A 16,170-nucleotide genomic window follows, 5' to 3' on the forward strand; every position below is an offset into this window, starting at 1 on the left:
CCCGCGGAGCGGGTACCTGAGCGCTGCGCGCTCAGGAGAGACCAGCCTCGCTGCGCTCGGCCGAGGCCCCTTCGGGGCCTGGCTCCTCCGCTTCGCTCCGGAGCAGTGAAACGCCTCGCTTCGCTCGGCGGGGCTCGGCTTCGCCGAGCCATAGCCGGCCCTTCGGGCCGGAGTCCTGCGCTTCGCTTCGGACTAGTTCAGGGTTCCGCTGCGCTCCACAGGGCCTCCCGTGCTGCGCACGGGAGGTGACCCCGTTTCACGGGGTCCGGGCCTACGGCCCGTTGGGTGTCCGCTGCGCTTCCACCCTCAGTCCCTCCGGCTCCGCCTCCAGGACCACAGCCCGCTCCGCGGGCCGGCAGCAAGAGCTACAGGGGTTGCCGTGTGCCGATCCAGCAGCCTGACTGCCATGTCGTGGTTATAGGAGACTGCCAACTCTCGCGGAGTCTCACCGTCAGGCGTCGCGGTCGGGTCAGCTCCATAGGCCAGGAGGATCGCAGTGAGCGCCGCATCGAGGGGCTCGCCTGACTGGAGTGCCCCGTCTCCTTCCACATCAATCGCGTGGAGCAGCAATGTCATCCCGCAACAGACCTCTTCCAGGTCCACGCCCGCGCCGAGGAGGCGCGTCAGCTCGGCAGCGTCGCCCGACTCGACCGCCTGATGCGCAGGAGTCCACGGGTTCTCAGAAAACTCACTCATCACAGACTCCCGACTCAAGGCGCGAAATACCAGCAGTACAGGGACTGGCCCAGATCCCCTGCGGTACGAGCCAGACCGGCCACCGCAGTGAGAATCTCAGCTGCAATCTCTGCCGGCGCCCCGTCCTTCGCCTCCGCAAGCTCGACCCACTGAACCGCAACCTCAACAAGCCGGGCCCTACTCGCCGCCGCAAGCGCCGAACAGAGCCGCTCCGAGAGCTCGAACACCATGAATCCGTCGCATTTCATCGGCACCACAACACGGGAATCCGATGCCACACCCCCGACCAGGAGCACCTCCCAGTCCTCCACCGCATCATCGGGATAGAAATCCGCACACCTGAACGCCGGAAATCCATGCCCCTGACGCTTCGGCCCCACCAGCGCGGAAGCCCCGTCGTCCGGAGCCACAAAGAACTCAACCACACGCAACATGAGCCGATCATGCCAGCCTCAAGAGGCTGCTTCATTGTGAGGCCCGGCTAGGCTCTGGAATGCAAACCTCCGTCCAAACGTCATTGTTGAGATGGCCTCCCGCCAATCCCTCGTCAGTCGGCCCTGAGTTCTCCGTCGCGCGTCAGCAAGTGGGGCTGGTGTGCTCCGAGGTCTGCCAGCAAGTCCGAGACAAGGGTGTAAGCCGTAATCACGGCTTCCTTGCCGTCCGAAGCGATCGCCAGTAGGTCAGCTGTGGTCTGTGCTGGAGTTGCGGGCAGAGGTACCGCAGGGCGGTGCTGGGGGAACGTCGTAGACAGGACGAGGGAAACGGAAGTGTCAGGGCCGTCAAAGCGGTGGAGCGCTGCTGAGAGCACGAGATCGCCTGCGGCTCCTGCCTCTGTCGGCCAAACCGCAGCCGCCTTCACCAGCGCCACTACCTCCCTCTCGAACTCCAGCTGATACAAGCGCAGAGGGGTCTCTGAATCATGGGGGTCCGCTCGTAGGGGCAGCGGCAACGCCACAGAGAGGGAGCCATCCTGGTGAAGCTGACCGGTGGGAACTCCCTCGAAACGGACTTGTCTACGGCCTACAAGTGCGGGGGGATTGGGCTGCACGCTGGTGGCGGTTCGCTCGCCGATGAGCGTCCGGACACGTTCAAGGGCAGTACTTCGCTCGGCCTGTGTCGTCAACGGGTAGTTACCGCGGACCGCTGGAACAGCGGTGAGACTGACCCAGCCCGGGTACCAAGTGGTCAAGGTTCCGCCTGAGGGAAGGTCGGCTGTCACGTGGGCCGTCAGATGGACGAGGCCCTCGGTAGCCACCTCGTGCAGCCGATCCACGTCAGCGGCAGCCGCCTGAAAGCGGTCGCGATAGCGCTGAGCGATCTCAGATTCGGCGAGAGTACGAGTCGTGGTGCCGTGGCGGACGTGCACCCGGAAGTTGTAGTCGTTGCCCGGCGCCGCGACCGCGTGCGGCGCCTGAGTGCTCGGCTGCACGGTAAGTAGCCAGTAGATCTTGCCCTCGTCGGCGGACTGCAAGGAGCGCACTCCCACGTTGGGGATGACGGGCTGGATCCAGTTCGCGAGGACCGAGCGGATCCACTCCTCGCCCCTGCCGGGAGCCGGCTCGAAGGGCGCCAAGGCGTGGGCTTGATCCCGCTTGCCGTCGTCGACGCCTACGACGAGCAGACCACCCACGGTGTTAGCCATGGCGGCCACGTCCTTGGCAAGTTCCTTCTTGCCCGCGTCGGTGCCCTGGTAGAAGTCCTTCTTCCAGTCAAGGTCGACACCTTCAGGTATCTGATTGTCGACTGCGCGCTGCAGATCGTCCTCGGTGAGCTCGTCGGGGTGCCGTCCCAGAGCGGCGGTGAGCCGTACGGGCAGAGCCATCGGTACTCCAGTTCACCCGGTACACACCGGCAGGCGCCGGCCAGACCACGCTAGAGGGACCCACCAGGCCATCACCAGGCCTTCCTCACAGGCAGGTACGGGCTCGCACGTCCCGAAAGCAGCTGTTCCTGTGATCGGGCGTTACCCAGCACAAGGAAAGGGATTATCCCGGAAGGAATCTGATGATCTCGGCATTATCGGCATTTAGCTGCCAATAGCGTCTTCGATCTGAGATGACGGTGTCGTGCGTGATGAAGGAGCGGAGGAAGTCTGCGAGGCGCAGGTCGGAGTTTTCTCGTCGTCGTTGGGCCGCGCTGCGGCGGTGCCGCGGTTGTTGGAACTGGATGGTCGGGGCGAGTTGACGGCCGCACACGTGCGGTTGGTAGCAGTGGCGTTGGGGCGTAGTGAGCGGACGGTGTGGCGGTGGCTGGCCGCCGCTCGGCGTGAAGGCCAGACCGGGGCGCGAGTGTCGGAACGGTTCACCGTGACAGCGGAGGTCCGGCGTCTGCTGGCCTTCTACGGCGGGAACGCCGCTCGGCTGCACGCAGAGTTGGTGCGACGGGCCGCGGAGGATCCGGGTGTCGGGACGGTGCCCTCGTTGTCGACGGTGCATCGCGCGTTGCGGCGGGATCTGAGCCGTGGTGAACGTGCGGGGCTTCGGTCCGGTGAGGCGGTGCGGCGGGCCCACGACGTGTTCGGCAAGCGGCCGGTGTCTCACCGCAACGCGGCCTGGGAGGGCGATCACAAGCATCTGGCCGTCGAGGTGGACCTGGAGGGAGAACTGGTCACCCCGTGGGTGACATGGTTCATCGACTGCGCGCACAACGTGATCACCGGAGCGTCCGTTACTGCACACGCGCCCAGCAGGGACGGGGTACTCGCGGCGCTGCGTGTCGCCCTGGTCCGTGACGAGCCGGTGTTCGGTCCCGTCGGCGGACTGCCCGGACAGGTGAGGGTGGACCGGGGGAAGGAGTTCTTGTGTGAGGCGGTGACCGGGGCCCTCGGGGCGTTCGCGGTCCCGGTGGTGGACCTGCCCGGCGGGACGCCGCACCTGAAGGGCAGTATCGAGGCGCTCAACGACGCGGTCGAGGAGATGTTCCTCGTCACCCTCCCCCGCTACCGGCACCGCCAGCGCCTGGCGGGCGGCCGGCTCGCAGACCCCGACGCCCCGCCGATGGCCTTCCACACGTTCGTCGCCGCGCTGCTGGAGTGGGTGCACTGGTGGAACACCTCCCACCTCTCCCCCGCCCTGGGCGGCCGGACTCCGCTGCAGGCCTGGCAGGCCGACCCCACGCCCGTCACCGACGTGCCCAAGGATGCGCTGATCGGGTTCGGGCTCGAAGGCGACGGCCGCATCCGGTTGGTCTCCACCAGCGGTGTGCGGTTTAGGCGCCGTGACTACATCGCCGACTGGATGGTCGGTCACGCCGGCGACCCGATCAAGGTACGCCGGCTGCCGCACCACGACGAGGAGATCGAGGTGTTCGACGCGGCCACCGGACGACACCTGGGCACGGCGTTCCTCGCAGGCGGCGCCGACCTCGAACAGTTCACGGCCGTACGCGCGGCCCGCACCGCGGCGGCCAGACAGCTGCGGGCCGACCTCAAAGCCGCCGAAAGGCTACGGCGCAAGCGGTTCGAGGCCGTCACCACCCCCAAGGTCCCCAAACAGCTGGGCGCGCTGACCGCTGAGGAAGCCGAGGCGGAGCTGCGTGCCGCCGATCAGCGCGGCCTGCGTGAACTGGCCCGGCCCGACTACATCCCCCACGCCCCGGTACCCGACACCTGGGCCCGCCCGATCCCACCGGCCCCAAGGACACCCACGCCCGACACACCGCACGAGGAGAACCAGACACCATGATCGACCTCGACTACGGGCTGCTCCCGCCCGAGACCGCCGACCACTTCCTGTCCCTGCCCGACGCACAGCTCGTCGGCACCGAAGCCCTTTTGACCACCCGGGACAACATCGAGACCGTCATCGAGGCCAAGGCCATGATGTGTGTACGGGCCCGCCGGCTCAGGCAAGACCATGTCCGTCAACTCCGCCCTGCGGCTCCTGGCGCCCGACCGCACCCACCGCCTGGAACTGCGTGCCGGCCCCACACCCCGCGACATCCGCCACGGCCTGTTCAACGCCCTCGGCCTCCCGGGAGAACCTCCCGTCCGGCCGATCGAGTTCGACAACCTCCTCAAGGACACCCTCGCCGAGGAGTTCCGGATCCTGGTGTGCGACGAGGCGCAGTGGATGAAGAAGAACTCGTTCGAGTACTGGCGACACCTGTGGGACGACAAACGCACCGACATCGCGGTGATCTTCGCTGGCGGCGACGGCTGCTACAAGGTCCTGCGACGCGAACCGATGCTCGCCTCCCGCATCCACGTCTGGCAGGAGTTCTCCCGGCTCTCACACGCCGAGGTCCTCCAGACCATCCCCGTCTTCCACCCCGTCTGGGCCACCGCCACTCCGGCGCTGATCGAAGCCGTCGACAAGCAGGCCGCCCACGGCAGCTTCCGTAACTGGGCCTGCATCACCGCCCACGTCCTGACCGGCATGCGGAAGAAGAACCTGACCGAAGTCGACGAACCCCTCATCCACTGGGTCTACAGCAAAATCGGCGGCATGTAATGCCCGCGCCCGGCCCTACGTCCACGCGCGCAGGGCCGCCACCCGTCGCACCGCCGCCCGTCACCGTCCTCATCGACGCCCACGACGATCCAGCCGTCACCGCCCAGGCTCTGGCCTCACACCACGTAGCAACCGGGCGGATCACCGTAGACCCCACACCCGCCACCACAGCCCCCGCCGCCCTGGCCCAGGACATCCTCCACGCACTCGGCAAAACCTGCTTCGGCACCCCGGACGGCCACGGCACCTGGGCCGACTCCCTCACACCCGCCTGGACAGCAGTCCGCGCCTGGACCACCACCCTGCACATCACCGCCCTCACCATCACCCGCGCACACCGGCTCACCGAACACCGACTCCAGCAGCTCTTTCACCTGCGAGAACGCACCGGCATCCACCTCACGCTGATCTGGCATACCCAGCCGGCCCGTGGCCTCCCACTGCCCCTGGCCGGCATCGAGCACGTCATCACCCACACCGGCGCACCCCCGACCGAACGCGCCAGCGCGGCTCCGACGCCCGCAAACCGCCAGCAACCGCGGACAGCCATCCCCTGGCTCGATCCACCACCGCGGCTGCCCGGTTTCGCCGTCGCACGGGCAGCACGCGGCCTCTGCGGCGGCGTCGGCCCACTCCCCTACCCCGCCGCGCCCACAACCCCACAGAACGACGCCCCCAGCGAACTAGCCGACCGCCTCCACACCCTCGCCCACCCCCTCCACGCCGCAGCCCTCACCACCGCCCTCCTCACCGGAGCCGACCCCACCCGCCTCGCGCTCATCCGCGGCAACGACGTACACCCCCACGGCACCCACGTGAAGGTTCACGACCTCCACGCCCACCGCCACTGCCGTATCCACGCCCTGCCCACCTGGGCCCACGCCCTCATCACCGCAGCCCACCAGCACCATCACGACACCGGCCGCCCACCCGACAGCGCCCTCCACCCCTTCATCACCACCCGCAACGCCGCCACCCTCACCGAACACGCCAACTCCATCCACACCCGACTACCCCGGATGCCTGCTGGTCGGTGAGAGGCCCGGCGCGCGCCAGGGCGCAAACTCTGACTCCGGAGGCATCTGCTTTGATCACCTCATGACGGACTGGTCTCAGCTCACGCATGCATACGGCACTGCCGAAGACGTACCCGGCCTCCTCAAGGCAGCCGGGCCCGACTCGGAGAGTCCCGCATGGAACGAGCTCTGGTCCCGCCTGTGTCACCAAGGGACGGTCTACCCCGCGAGCTACGCTGCCCTGCCCGCGCTGGCCGAGAAGGCCCGCCGGTTGACGGCAACAGACCGAACCATGCCCCTGCTCTTGGCCGCTTCCATCATCGCCAGCACCGACCGCCCCCACGGGGCACCCGAACCCCAAAACGCCTACGCTGCGGAGACCACTGAGCTGATCGAACTCGTGGAGGAGGCACTACGCCACCCGTCGCTGGCCGACAACCCCAATCGCTACGTGGGACTGCTGGAAGCCCTGCTCGCTTTCGAGGGAGTCAAGGTGTGGGGGCAGGAGCTGCACGGTCTCAGCAGCGAGGAGTTCGAAGTTCCCTGCCCCGTGTGCGAGGCCGAGAACTTCGTGGTGTTCGGCGAATACGGCCACTTCTCAACGACCGACGGCTTCTACATGAACGAGGCCGCCGGGGACCGTAGGGAACTGCATCCCGCAGCCATCCCCTCGCTGCAAGGGCTGGCCAAGCGGCTACACGCCCGTGCCCTCGCCGACGGCCAGCACGAGGTCGCCGACAAACTGCTCTACGTGTTCGGCAGTGCGCACTGCACAGAGTGCGATGCACTCTTCCGCGTAGATCACGCCGTCGTGGCCCGCTGGAGCAACTGACCAGCGATACGCCACTGACACAGCCCTGCGCCTGCTGACACCCACTCTGCACCCGGCGCTTCGAACAATCCGGTACTCCGCTTCGCTGCAGCCCACTGCGATGCCGGGCTGACTCGTTCACGGGGCGCAGGCCTCCAGCCCGTTGGACTGATCCGCTCCGCTCGCCGCCCTGGGTCCCTCGGGCCTCGCCACCAGGACCAGCCCACTTCCGCTGGCTGCCAACAAAATAAGGAAGAGGTACGTACGGGGGCACGGCGCAGGCTGTCCACGCCGCGGCGGAAGCAGGCAGCGCAGAGGTAGACGCGCCCTTTTATCAGGAGGGGATGACGCCGGTTCGAATCCGGCCCTGCCCCCGCCGGCCCGCGAGATCAGCGGGCCCGGATAAACCACTCCGGCCAACCACCGCCCTGAACCAAGAGGCAAGGACAACGCGACGCTTGTCTGACCACTACAGACACCACCGCGTGATCCCGATGTGCATCCAACTGACCAGGCACTACGTCAAAAACGTCAGCACGGAATCGGCACACACTGTCAGTGGCAGACCACAAGCCACATGCCCCCGACCAGGGAAAACCCCAACGCAGAGCACTGACACATCACCGCCGAACACCCACTGACAAACACACGCAGATCATCAGGAATTCTCCGCAACGCGCAATGAGTGGACAATAGCCCATGCCAAATCGTCGGAATCCAAGTCCGCTGCATCCGTATCTACTCCCGCGAGATACGCGTCAATCGTCTGCATGATGACGGACTGCTTTTCGTCTTCGGTCATGTGAACCGCTCCCTCGGTGGTCAGAGTCCCGGCCCCGAGCCGGGAAACTGGGGTGATGATCGAACGTCGTGCGCTGGGCACCGGCCCGCGCCCCGCAACTCCCCCAGTACAGCCCGTGGTCGGCCGCCGGGCCCGCCTCGCCGCCGAGCTCGCCGAGACGCCGCACACGGCCACCGAGGGGCCCGCGGTGCCCCTTTCACCCGGCCGACGCCGCCTAGGAACCGGGACGGCCACCGACAGGCACTGACCGATGGTCACCGGCCGGGGCCGGCTGTCTGCTTGAGGCGGCCCGGTGGTACTGCCCCCGGAGACCGGGCACCGGGCCTCACCCACGCACGCCATATCGACGCAGGCTGCCCCGACCCTAACCGCCCCCAGCAGGCCCCGGGGCCGCCCCGTGGGCCCGGCCCCGCAATCCGAGGCCGCCGACGGCCCCCTGAACGCCCATCAGGCCGCCCCACGACCAGCGACGCCGCGCGGGTCCTGCAAGGCGCTCAGGGGGGGGCGCGCAGCCGCTAGAACGGGGGCCTGTCTCGCGAATCAAGGGGACAGCCTCTTGACCTGCCAGGAGTCCGATATTGGCGGGTATCGGTAAACGAGACATGCGTCTCTTGTCCATACCCGGCGTGGCGAGCCAGAACACAGGTAAATGTGCAGGTCATGGCGTTATTGGAGCGCAAGTAGAGGTTGATATAGATCGCTGTCGCTCGTTGAACATCCGGGCCTTCGTAGTGCCTCATTGACCTCAACGTGCCGCAGACCACAAACGCGTTGGCGGCTGAAGCGCGGGCCTGCCCTGCCCTCATGATCTTTGGCCGGATCGGGCGGGGCAGGCCCCGGAGCCCAAGGAGGCCCTAATTGACCGTACACATCCCCACCGCCGGCGCAGGGGTCCTTGTGATGAGCGTCCTAGTGACGTACTTCGTCTTCAAGGCGTCGCAACGGACGCATGTAGGCCTACCCGGAGCGGGAGACCTCGTCGGTGCAATCACGGCCGGAGCAGCGGTGTTCGCGGTCCTGTACGCCCTGCTCGGTAACAACGGATCTCCCGGTGCGGGAGACTCGACCGCACCGGCCGAGCATGCTCCGGCTGTGAGCAATACCACCAGTCCCAGCGTGCCCAACTCGGCCAGCTAGGACGGCTCCGCCCCGGCCTCGAACCACGGGCGGGGGCCGACGGACCGGCCTGGCCGGAGCGGGTTTCTTCCTTTGCCCCGCAGGGGCGGGCCCCGGCGCGAAGCGCCTTCAAAGGGGCCCGGGAGCGAAGCGACCTGCCCGAAGGGCAGCTCTCTTTGCCCGCCCGTACCCGAAGGGCACATAGGGGGCGGGCCAGCCCGCAGGGCTGTCCATCAACCCCCCATTCATCACACAAAAGAGGGGCGGCACATGCCGCCCCTCTTTCACCTATTCGGCCCACCGGGCCGCCTCTCACAGCTCCCACCCCGGGGCCGCTGCCGCCATGTCACCCCAGGAACAATCCGAGCTGGCACACGCCTCCCAACCCCAACAAGTCGGCACCACCGCGCCCCCGCACACCGGTGAACCGCCGCAAAGGCCCCGTCAAGGCCGTAGGCGACCGCCTTGAGCACGCCCACCTGAGTATCCCGGGCGGAGTGAAACTCACCAGGCTCATGGACTCCGCGTCCGGAAACCCACCAGCCCGGCGCCCACCGCTTCCCCGGAATCACCAGGAAGGCCGCGACGGGTGGCAGTTCGTGGGTCCGCCTCTCTCTCCCGCCCTGCGGTCCTTTCGGCCTCGCCTCTAGGATCAGCCCGTTAACTCGAATGTCGGGCCGTCGGGAAACCTGGGGGAAACGGTTTTACTCTAGAGCCACTTCTGGTTGGCCCCGCCCGTTAGTCCCCACTGGCGAGCAATAGCGCCGTTAGCCGTGCTCCAGTCCGCGATCTCCAGGACTCGATCACTGTTTTGGTTGGCGAGGCCAAAGTAGGGAGTATCGTTCGAATAGAAGAGGTAATCCCACTTCTGGTTAGCACCGCCAGTGCAACTCCACTGACGGGCAACAGCACCGTTAGCGGTACTCCAGTCCGCGATCTCCAGACACAGACCGCTGTTCGCGTTCTTTATGTACCCAGTATTGAGGTCGTAAGTCCACTTCTGGTTAGCACCGCCAGTGCAACTCCACTGACGGGCAACAGCACCGTTAGCGGTACTCCAGTCCGCGATCTCCAGACACCGACCACTGTTCTTGTTCCTGATTTCACCGGTGAATCCGCCCGCAGAGGCCGACGGTGCAGGAATTATCACCATCGCGACGACTGCGGCAATAGAGCCGAAAGTGGCCCAAGAGCGCTTAATCATTAAGCTCAACCCATAACTTGAGACGACTTTACCAAAATCTTATCGATCATGCCCATCGAGCCAATCCTTTTCTCCCACCTCGCCCCGCAAAGGTGGTGAGCACACGTCACCACCGGACCGGGTAGCCCGGCCCGACCCCCGCGGAGGCCAACGGCCGCTCAAGGCCCACGGGCCTGGAAGCAGAAGGGTCCGACTGCCCGCCAGGGCATTGCCACTGTCAGACGAAACACTGCAGGGCGTGCTCCTTGAGAGCTATCCGCTTTCTGCGGGGAAGCGAGCGCGTTTTCGGATAGCGCAAGCGCGACGAGATGGGTTCATCCGGAGACGCGGGCGTTCCTCAGTGTCTGCGAGGGTGTCTCACCGTAGGTTGCCCGGTAGTAGCCGGTGAACCTGCCCAGGTGGGTAAAGCCCCACCTCAAGGCCACACCGGTGACGTTGCCTGGTGCCCGGCCTTCGGCTACGGCCACCAGGTCGCGGCGTACGAGAGCCAGTCGAACGCTGCGCAGGTACGCCAGTGGGGTGGTGTTCAGATGTCGCCGGAACCCCTCGCGCAGGCTTTGCACGCTGACATCGGCCGCTCGCGCCATGTCGGCCGCCGGGCCCGTCTCGCGGCTGAGCCCGTCGAGCTGGTCGAGCCGCCCGCGAGCCCGCCCCGATCCCGGGGCCGGCGCATCTTGGGCACGGGAACGGACACGGCCGGGCGGTGACCTCCCGGCACGTGCCGGGGCCCACGTGTGTGCTTGGGGCGGCCCGGCGGTACTGCCCCCGGAAACCGGGCACCGGGCCTCGCCCGCGCACGCCATATCGGCGCGGGTTGCACTCGACCCTAGCCCCCACGACGAGCCCCCACCGCCGCCCCAGAACACCCCGACCCAACCCGAGGCCGTAGAACCTTCCCTGAGCGCCTGTCAGGCCGCTTCGCGGCCCCTGGGGGGCCGTGGCGGCTGCGCGGCGCGCAGGGAGCCTCACGGCGGCTGCACGGGGTCGCGGCGGGCCCACCCGGCCCAGCCCGAGTGGGTTTCTTCCTTCGCTTTCCCGAACCGGGTCACCGCCGACACCCAAGAGCACGTGGCCAGCTCATGGCCTGCGGTGGCAGCCGACGAGGAAACGGGCGATAGAGCCGGCGAGGCCGGTGTCGCCGATGATCGTCTGAGCGTGAGGGGCAAGGGGCACCCAGACGCCGAGCGCAGCGCCCACGACGGGAAAGGCCGCGAAGACGACGACGGCCCGCACGACGGTGCCGCCGCCCTCTCCTCCACCTCGTTGTCCTGGACATGGCTATCATGATCCGGTTCCGGCGCCTTGCCGGAGAGTTCATCTTGATTTTTTGAGGAAAGATTCCGTGAAGAAGAGAGTGGTTGCGCTGTTCGCGGCGCTTGTTTCCGTTTTCGGTTTTGGGCTTGCAAATTCAGGCAGTGCTGTCGCCTTGACCAATCCCCACAGCCTGCTGGGTTACAACGGCTGCGGCACTCCGAAGGGGAACAGCACCGCGAACGGCACGATCGTAACCCTCTGGGAGTGCACTGGGAGTAACCTCCAGCAGTGGAGCTACCAGGATGCGCACATAGTTCACAGCGCCAGCGGCAAGTGCCTGACCCCTCAGGGCAATGCGAGCGGAACGAACGGTACCGTGCTGACGCTTTGGACCTGCGACTGGTCCTCGACGTCTCCCCAGAGGTTCGTACAGGCCACCAACCCGTTGCGGGTCTACACCCAGTGGGGCGGAAAGTGCATCACCAACAAGGGCGGATCGCTGTCCAACGGCACCTACCTGACCCTGTGGACCTGCGCAAGCGGCAACGTTCCCGAGCAGACGTGGGACGCCTGATCGCAAGCAAACCGACGAGCACGGTACAAGCCTGATATTTGACCGTGCTGGTCGCCTGACCTGCTGATATCTCCAGGGACAGTACAGGCAGCCGCGCTTGGACCCCTGGGCCCAACCGACCCCTGGTTGTCTTCCTTTGCCCCGCAGGGGCGGGCCCCGGCGCGAAGCGCCTTCAAAGGGGCCCGGGAGCGAAGCGACCTGCCCGAAGGGCAGCTCTTTTGCCCGCCCGTGCCCTAAGGGCACTCAAGGGGCGGGCCAGCCCGCAGGGCTGTCCATCAACCCCCATTCATCACACAAAAGAGGGGCGGCACATGCCGCCCCTCTTTCACCTATTCGGCCCTCCGGGCCACGTATCACAGCTCCCACCCCGGGGCCACTGCGGCCATGTCACCCCAGGAGCAGCCCGAGCTGGCGCACGCCTCCCACCCCCGGCAAGTCGGCACCACCGCGCCCCCGCACACCGGGCACACCGGCCCCGCCTCCTCGGCCCGCACCCGCCACCCGTGGCGCGCAGCCACCTGCGGCAGTGAGGAGTCGAAGCAGGTCCGGGTGACGTCATCGAGCGTCGCGGTGGGGTTCTCCAGGGTGGTCAGGACCGCGCACACCGCGAGGGTCACCGCCGCCTCCTCGCCCTCGGACAGGCTCAGACGGTCGAGGAGGTTCGCGCCCCGGTGGACCGCCGCGAAGGCTCCTTCGAGGCCGTAGGCGACCGCCTCAGCTTGCCGTTTATCCACCGGCGTCGAACTGGGATCGAACTGGTTGGGGTTTCCCCGGTTCACCGGACGTGCGAGAGGCCGGGCCCCGATCCTGTGCTCAGGATTGATTCAGCACGGAGGCCGGGATCGTGGGACTGGTCGAGCACAGCGTCCAACGAGACGCCTTGTCGAAGTTGTCGGAGTTCCGGTCTGAGTTGTACGCATGCTTGACGGCGCGGGCGGATGCCCTGTTCGACGTGTGTGACGCTCTGCTGTGCACCGACGGACCGGTCCGGACCCTGGTGGACCTGGCGCTCGCGCCGGAACACCGACGCGGGCACGGGGCCTTGTACTCCGGGATCAACCGGGGCCAGATCGACGTCGCCCGGCTGCGGCGGGCACTGGCCGGTGTGCCGTTGCCCCGGGCTGCCGACGGGCGCCTGGTTCTGGCAGTGGACGTGTCCCCGTGGCTGCGTCCGGACGCCGACACCGCGCGGACCGCTCGTTCTGTCACACCTTCGGCCGCGGGCTGGGCAAGCACCAGATGGTGCCCGGCTGGCCGTACTCGATCGTCGCCGCGATGGAGCCGGGTCGGACTTCGTGGACCGCGCTGCTGGACGCGGTTCGGTTGGAACCGGGCGCGGACTTGGCCGCCGTCACCGCCGGCCAGGTCCGCGAGGTCATCGAGCGCCTCGTCGCGGCCGGCCAGTGGCGGGCTGGCGACTTGGACGTTCTGGTCGTGCTGGACGCCGGATACGACGCACCTCGCATCGCCCACCTCCTGGCCGACCTGCCCGTGGAAGTATTGGGCCGACTCCGCTCGGACCGGGTGATGCGCAAGCCGGTCCCGGTGCCGTGGATCTGTCCGCCGCAGGGCGGTCGCCCGCCCAAGCACGGTGGTGAGTTCGTTTTCGGCCGCCCCGAAACCTGGGGCGAGCTGGCGGTGGTGACCGTGACCGACACCGATCGGTACGGGGTGGCGACCGCGCAGGCGTGGGACCGGCTGCACCCCCGGCTGACGCGTCGGGCGGCTTGGGGTGACCATGAGGGCCCCTTGCCGATCATCGAGGGCACCGTGATCCGGTTGACGGTGGCGAAGCTGCCGAGCGGCGGGGTGAACAAGCCCGTCTGGCTCTGGTGGTCCGGCACCGGTGCGGGACCCGAGGACGTTGACCGATGCTGGCAGGCGTTCCTGCGACGGTTCGACGTGGAGCACACCTTCCGCCTCTTCAAGCAGACTCTCGGCTGGACGCGCCCCAAGCTCCGAAACTCCGAAGCAGCCGACCGCTGGACGTGGATCGTCCTTGCCGCACACACCCAGCTCCGACTCGCCCGCCCGCTCGCACGGGATCTCCGCCGGCCCTGGGAACGGGCGGCGGAACCGAACAGACTCACACCTGCCCGCGTCCGGCGCGGGTTCAGGAACCTGCACGTGAAGACCGGCACGCCAGCCCGTGCACCGAAACCCACTCGGCCCGGCCCCGGCCGACCACTCGGATCGAAGAACAGGCAGCTCGCCACCCGCTTCGAGGTCGGACGCGTCCTGGCGACCGGTGAGCCCTACACCAGACCCTCACACCACAAGACGGGGACCAAGCCCCGCCGAACTTGATCCGATCTATGACAGCTGCCCGAGTGGCCTACGCTGCGGCAATGCCGAAGATCAGGTTGAACAACGACACCAAGAAAATACTCGGGATCTGGGTCGAGCCATGGGGTGAGGACTACTGGATGAACCCCAGGGAGGAGTTCACGATCACCACTGAATCTCCCGAGGGCGAGGACCCCGACGAGGCACCCTTCGACGTCGTCTTCCACAATCAAGGTGTCAGCGTCGGGGTGAACATCGGCTACGAGGCCGTCGTTCACGACCAGTCAGGCGCAGCACTGGTCTGCGGACACCAGCGCCCACTCAAAGTGCTTCGGTCCTGGACCGAGGCGGACGAAGCAGCAGCCCAGCGGAGTGCTGCCTCACCCACGCTCCGCGAAATGACTCGCGAGCATGCCGAGTCCATGCGCCGGGAGCTGACACAAGCCGAAGCCACGGACGAGCAAACACTTGAACGTCCACCGTCGCCATGACCGCACAGGCCAGTGGTTAAACGCAATGCCGTTGACTTAGGGGTCCGGTGAGGGTGCGAGGGCCGTGATGACCTGCAATGTTTCTGCTGGTCGGCGGGTTGGTTGTTGTGGGCGTGGCCGGTCTGGGTTCCAGGACAGGAAGCGGGACATCTTGCGTTTCGCCTGGCGGATCACGGCCCGAAGTCTGCGGGGCGGGTTGATCTCTTCCTCGAGTTCACGGGCCACCGTGGACAGGTACTGAGGGGGGAAAATCCCTGTTCAGCGTAGTAATACTCCGGCGGGCTGCCCGTAGGGCCGCGGAGAAGGAGAGCCGGTCCGGATCAAGAGGTTCGCTGCGGTTCACCGCTGTTCTGTGCATCAGGACCCTCAAGCCCGTGTAGAGCACCAGGTGTGCGTAGATCTCCTGGAACACCAGGTCCGGGCTCTTGCTCGGCATGACGGTGCGGGTGCCGATCTGGGTGGTCTTCAGTTCGGCGAGGGTGTTCTCCACCTCCCAGCGTTCGCCGTAGAGGGCTGCCAGTTCGGCGGCCGGCGACCGTTTGGGGTCCATGAGGGTGGTGATGAGCCGGTAGCGTTCGGCGTGGTCACGGCCGGGGATGTCGAGGCTGTACTCGATCACGCGGACCCGGATGTCCTGGGGCGGGCGGACGCTGCGGCCCCGACCGCCGCGGACGGTGGAGATCCATGAACCGTCGAGGAGAACCTCCTCGACGGGCAGTTTCCAGATGCCGGGGATCCGCCACAGCAGGTCCGCGCCGGTGGCGGCAAGGTGCTGCCACAGATGGGCTCCGGGCAGGCCGCGGTCGGCCAGGACCAGCATGCCCGGCCGCAGCGAGCCAGCGAGCCGTTGGGCCAGGACGCGTTCCTTGACCCGGTAGGAGTCGACCGCGGCGTCGCAGACCACGTGGGTTCCCGACTCGACCAGGACCATGACCCGGGCCAGCGGATATCCGGTGGGCCCCTTGCCTGCCTTGGTCCGGAGCCGTCCCAACCCGGCCTCGTTGGCCTCCGTGTCGGCAGCCTGCAATGTCGTCCCGTCCAGGGCCATCAGCCGAAAGCCCCGCCAGAACGCACCCGGCGTGCGCTCGTCGGCCACCGCCGCACCGGCATGAAGCAGCAGCTCACGCATCACTTCAACCCCCAGGTTCCGGCGGGCACGGAAGACGGCAGCCTTGTCCGGTACGCGCCAGGCACCCCACCCGTCCTCGCGCCGCACCGCCTCAGCCAGCATCCGTAGAACCTCCCGGTACGGCTCGCCGGAGAACAGCGCCCGCGCGAGAACGAAGTACACCATCAGCCTCGGCGGCAGCAACCGGACCCGCACCTCACGCGCCAGGGACTTCGTCAGCACCGCGTCCACAAGCTCTGGCGGGAACACCTCCGTCAGGTCTCCCAGCCCGATCCGGTCCACCAGCCGAGCAGTCATCAGACACCACCCCCTGATATCTGTTGAACCGCCAAATCACCCC

The 16,170-nt window shown here is 67.2% G+C and carries 14 protein-coding genes, 1 tRNA gene and 1 pseudogene; 9 read left to right on the plus strand and 7 right to left on the minus strand.

Going from position 1 to position 16,170, the window contains the following annotated elements; genetic code table 11:
- Positions 1 to 710 precede the first annotated feature (710 nt).
- Both ACIQ5Y_RS00005 and ACIQ5Y_RS00010 read right to left on the minus strand, forming a co-directional pair.
- A complete protein-coding gene (locus ACIQ5Y_RS00005; RefSeq protein ID WP_403873053.1) occupies positions 711 to 1,130 on the minus strand; it encodes a hypothetical protein in 420 nt (139 codons plus the stop codon).
- A gap of 113 nt (positions 1,131 to 1,243) precedes the next feature.
- Positions 1,244 to 2,518, minus strand: coding sequence for a helix-turn-helix domain-containing protein (locus ACIQ5Y_RS00010; RefSeq protein WP_403873056.1), 1,275 nt, complete (start codon positions 2,516 to 2,518; stop codon positions 1,244 to 1,246).
- A 322-nt stretch (positions 2,519 to 2,840) separates the two neighbouring features.
- Here ACIQ5Y_RS00010 and ACIQ5Y_RS00015 point away from each other — a divergent pair, with 322 nt between their 5' ends.
- From ACIQ5Y_RS00015 to ACIQ5Y_RS00035, 5 genes are all read left to right on the plus strand, one after another.
- The gene (locus tag ACIQ5Y_RS00015; protein WP_403874456.1) at positions 2,841 to 4,379 is read left to right on the plus strand and encodes a Mu transposase C-terminal domain-containing protein; all 1,539 of its coding nucleotides are present in this window, start codon (positions 2,841 to 2,843) and stop codon (positions 4,377 to 4,379) included.
- Positions 4,380 to 4,550: 171 nt separating this feature from the next.
- Positions 4,551 to 5,147 carry an AAA family ATPase gene (locus tag ACIQ5Y_RS00020; RefSeq protein WP_403873059.1) on the plus strand — a complete coding sequence of 199 codons (597 nt, stop codon included), beginning with the start codon at positions 4,551 to 4,553 and terminating at the stop codon, positions 5,145 to 5,147.
- Positions 5,147 to 6,184 carry a hypothetical protein gene (locus ACIQ5Y_RS00025; protein ID WP_403873062.1) on the plus strand — a complete coding sequence of 346 codons (1,038 nt, stop codon included), beginning with the start codon at positions 5,147 to 5,149 and terminating at the stop codon, positions 6,182 to 6,184. Before ACIQ5Y_RS00020 ends, ACIQ5Y_RS00025 begins: the two co-directional genes overlap by 1 nt.
- A 61-nt stretch (positions 6,185 to 6,245) precedes the next feature.
- Positions 6,246 to 6,995, plus strand: a complete 750-nt coding sequence (locus tag ACIQ5Y_RS00030) for a hypothetical protein (protein WP_403873064.1) — start codon at positions 6,246 to 6,248, stop codon at positions 6,993 to 6,995.
- Between the two features lie 279 nt (positions 6,996 to 7,274).
- Positions 7,275 to 7,345: transfer RNA gene (locus ACIQ5Y_RS00035), tRNA-Asp, on the plus strand.
- Positions 7,346 to 7,632: 287 nt separating this feature from the next.
- Here the strand turns inward: ACIQ5Y_RS00035 and ACIQ5Y_RS00040 are convergent.
- Positions 7,633 to 7,776, minus strand: a complete 144-nt coding sequence (locus ACIQ5Y_RS00040; RefSeq protein WP_403873067.1) for a hypothetical protein — start codon at positions 7,774 to 7,776, stop codon at positions 7,633 to 7,635.
- A gap of 55 nt (positions 7,777 to 7,831) precedes the next feature.
- Here ACIQ5Y_RS00040 and ACIQ5Y_RS00045 point away from each other — a divergent pair, with 55 nt between their 5' ends.
- Positions 7,832 to 8,023, plus strand: coding sequence for a hypothetical protein (locus ACIQ5Y_RS00045; RefSeq protein WP_403873070.1), 192 nt, complete (start codon positions 7,832 to 7,834; stop codon positions 8,021 to 8,023).
- Positions 8,024 to 9,601: 1,578 nt separating this feature from the next.
- Here the strand turns inward: ACIQ5Y_RS00045 and ACIQ5Y_RS00050 are convergent.
- Entirely contained in the window at positions 9,602 to 10,096 is a 495-nt protein-coding gene (locus ACIQ5Y_RS00050) for an RICIN domain-containing protein (RefSeq protein WP_403873073.1), read from the minus strand.
- Between the two features lie 314 nt (positions 10,097 to 10,410).
- Positions 10,411 to 10,899, minus strand: a complete 489-nt coding sequence (locus ACIQ5Y_RS00055; RefSeq protein ID WP_403873076.1) for a helix-turn-helix transcriptional regulator — start codon at positions 10,897 to 10,899, stop codon at positions 10,411 to 10,413.
- A gap of 539 nt (positions 10,900 to 11,438) precedes the next feature.
- On the opposite strand from ACIQ5Y_RS00055, the gene ACIQ5Y_RS00060 reads away from it, so the two are divergent.
- Positions 11,439 to 11,924 carry an RICIN domain-containing protein gene (locus ACIQ5Y_RS00060; RefSeq protein ID WP_403873079.1) on the plus strand — a complete coding sequence of 162 codons (486 nt, stop codon included), beginning with the start codon at positions 11,439 to 11,441 and terminating at the stop codon, positions 11,922 to 11,924.
- Between the two features lie 353 nt (positions 11,925 to 12,277).
- On the opposite strand, the gene ACIQ5Y_RS00065 is transcribed toward ACIQ5Y_RS00060, so the two are convergent.
- Positions 12,278 to 12,658 (minus strand): hypothetical protein, encoded by a 381-nt coding sequence (locus ACIQ5Y_RS00065; protein WP_403873082.1) that lies wholly within the window; start codon positions 12,656 to 12,658, stop codon positions 12,278 to 12,280.
- 110 nt (positions 12,659 to 12,768) lie between these two features.
- On the opposite strand from ACIQ5Y_RS00065, the pseudogene ACIQ5Y_RS00070 reads away from it, so the two are divergent.
- Together ACIQ5Y_RS00070 and ACIQ5Y_RS00075 are read left to right on the plus strand one after the other, a co-directional pair.
- Positions 12,769 to 14,231: pseudogene (locus ACIQ5Y_RS00070) on the plus strand (NF041680 family putative transposase).
- 41 nt (positions 14,232 to 14,272) lie between these two features.
- Positions 14,273 to 14,701 (plus strand): hypothetical protein, encoded by a 429-nt coding sequence (locus tag ACIQ5Y_RS00075; protein ID WP_403873085.1) that lies wholly within the window; start codon positions 14,273 to 14,275, stop codon positions 14,699 to 14,701.
- Positions 14,702 to 14,915: 214 nt separating this feature from the next.
- Here the strand turns inward: ACIQ5Y_RS00075 and ACIQ5Y_RS00080 are convergent, their stop codons facing one another.
- A complete protein-coding gene (locus tag ACIQ5Y_RS00080; protein ID WP_403873087.1) occupies positions 14,916 to 16,127 on the minus strand; it encodes an IS4 family transposase in 1,212 nt (403 codons plus the stop codon).
- Between the last annotated feature and the right edge of the window lie 43 nt (positions 16,128 to 16,170).

This window comes from Streptomyces sp. NPDC096339 (assembly GCF_044762985.1).
Taxonomy (GTDB): Bacteria; Actinomycetota; Actinomycetes; order Streptomycetales; family Streptomycetaceae; genus Streptomyces.

Bases quoted from the DNA above. Each gene is read 5' to 3' on its own strand.
- ACIQ5Y_RS00005 (WP_403873053.1), bottom strand. From the start codon at position 1,130: ATGTTGCGTGTGGTTGAGTTCTTTGTGGCTCCGGACGACGGGGCTTCC.
- ACIQ5Y_RS00010 (WP_403873056.1), bottom strand. From the start codon at position 2,518: ATGGCTCTGCCCGTACGGCTCACCGCCGCTCTGGGACGGCACCCCGAC.
- ACIQ5Y_RS00020 (WP_403873059.1), top strand. From the start codon at position 4,551: ATGTCCGTCAACTCCGCCCTGCGGCTCCTGGCGCCCGACCGCACCCAC.
- ACIQ5Y_RS00025 (WP_403873062.1), top strand. From the start codon at position 5,147: ATGCCCGCGCCCGGCCCTACGTCCACGCGCGCAGGGCCGCCACCCGTC.
- ACIQ5Y_RS00030 (WP_403873064.1), top strand. From the start codon at position 6,246: ATGACGGACTGGTCTCAGCTCACGCATGCATACGGCACTGCCGAAGAC.
- ACIQ5Y_RS00040 (WP_403873067.1), bottom strand. From the start codon at position 7,776: ATGACCGAAGACGAAAAGCAGTCCGTCATCATGCAGACGATTGACGCG.
- ACIQ5Y_RS00045 (WP_403873070.1), top strand. From the start codon at position 7,832: ATGATCGAACGTCGTGCGCTGGGCACCGGCCCGCGCCCCGCAACTCCC.
- ACIQ5Y_RS00050 (WP_403873073.1), bottom strand. From the start codon at position 10,096: ATGATTAAGCGCTCTTGGGCCACTTTCGGCTCTATTGCCGCAGTCGTC.
- ACIQ5Y_RS00055 (WP_403873076.1), bottom strand. From the start codon at position 10,899: ATGGCGTGCGCGGGCGAGGCCCGGTGCCCGGTTTCCGGGGGCAGTACC.
- ACIQ5Y_RS00075 (WP_403873085.1), top strand. From the start codon at position 14,273: ATGCCGAAGATCAGGTTGAACAACGACACCAAGAAAATACTCGGGATC.
- ACIQ5Y_RS00080 (WP_403873087.1), bottom strand. From the start codon at position 16,127: ATGACTGCTCGGCTGGTGGACCGGATCGGGCTGGGAGACCTGACGGAG.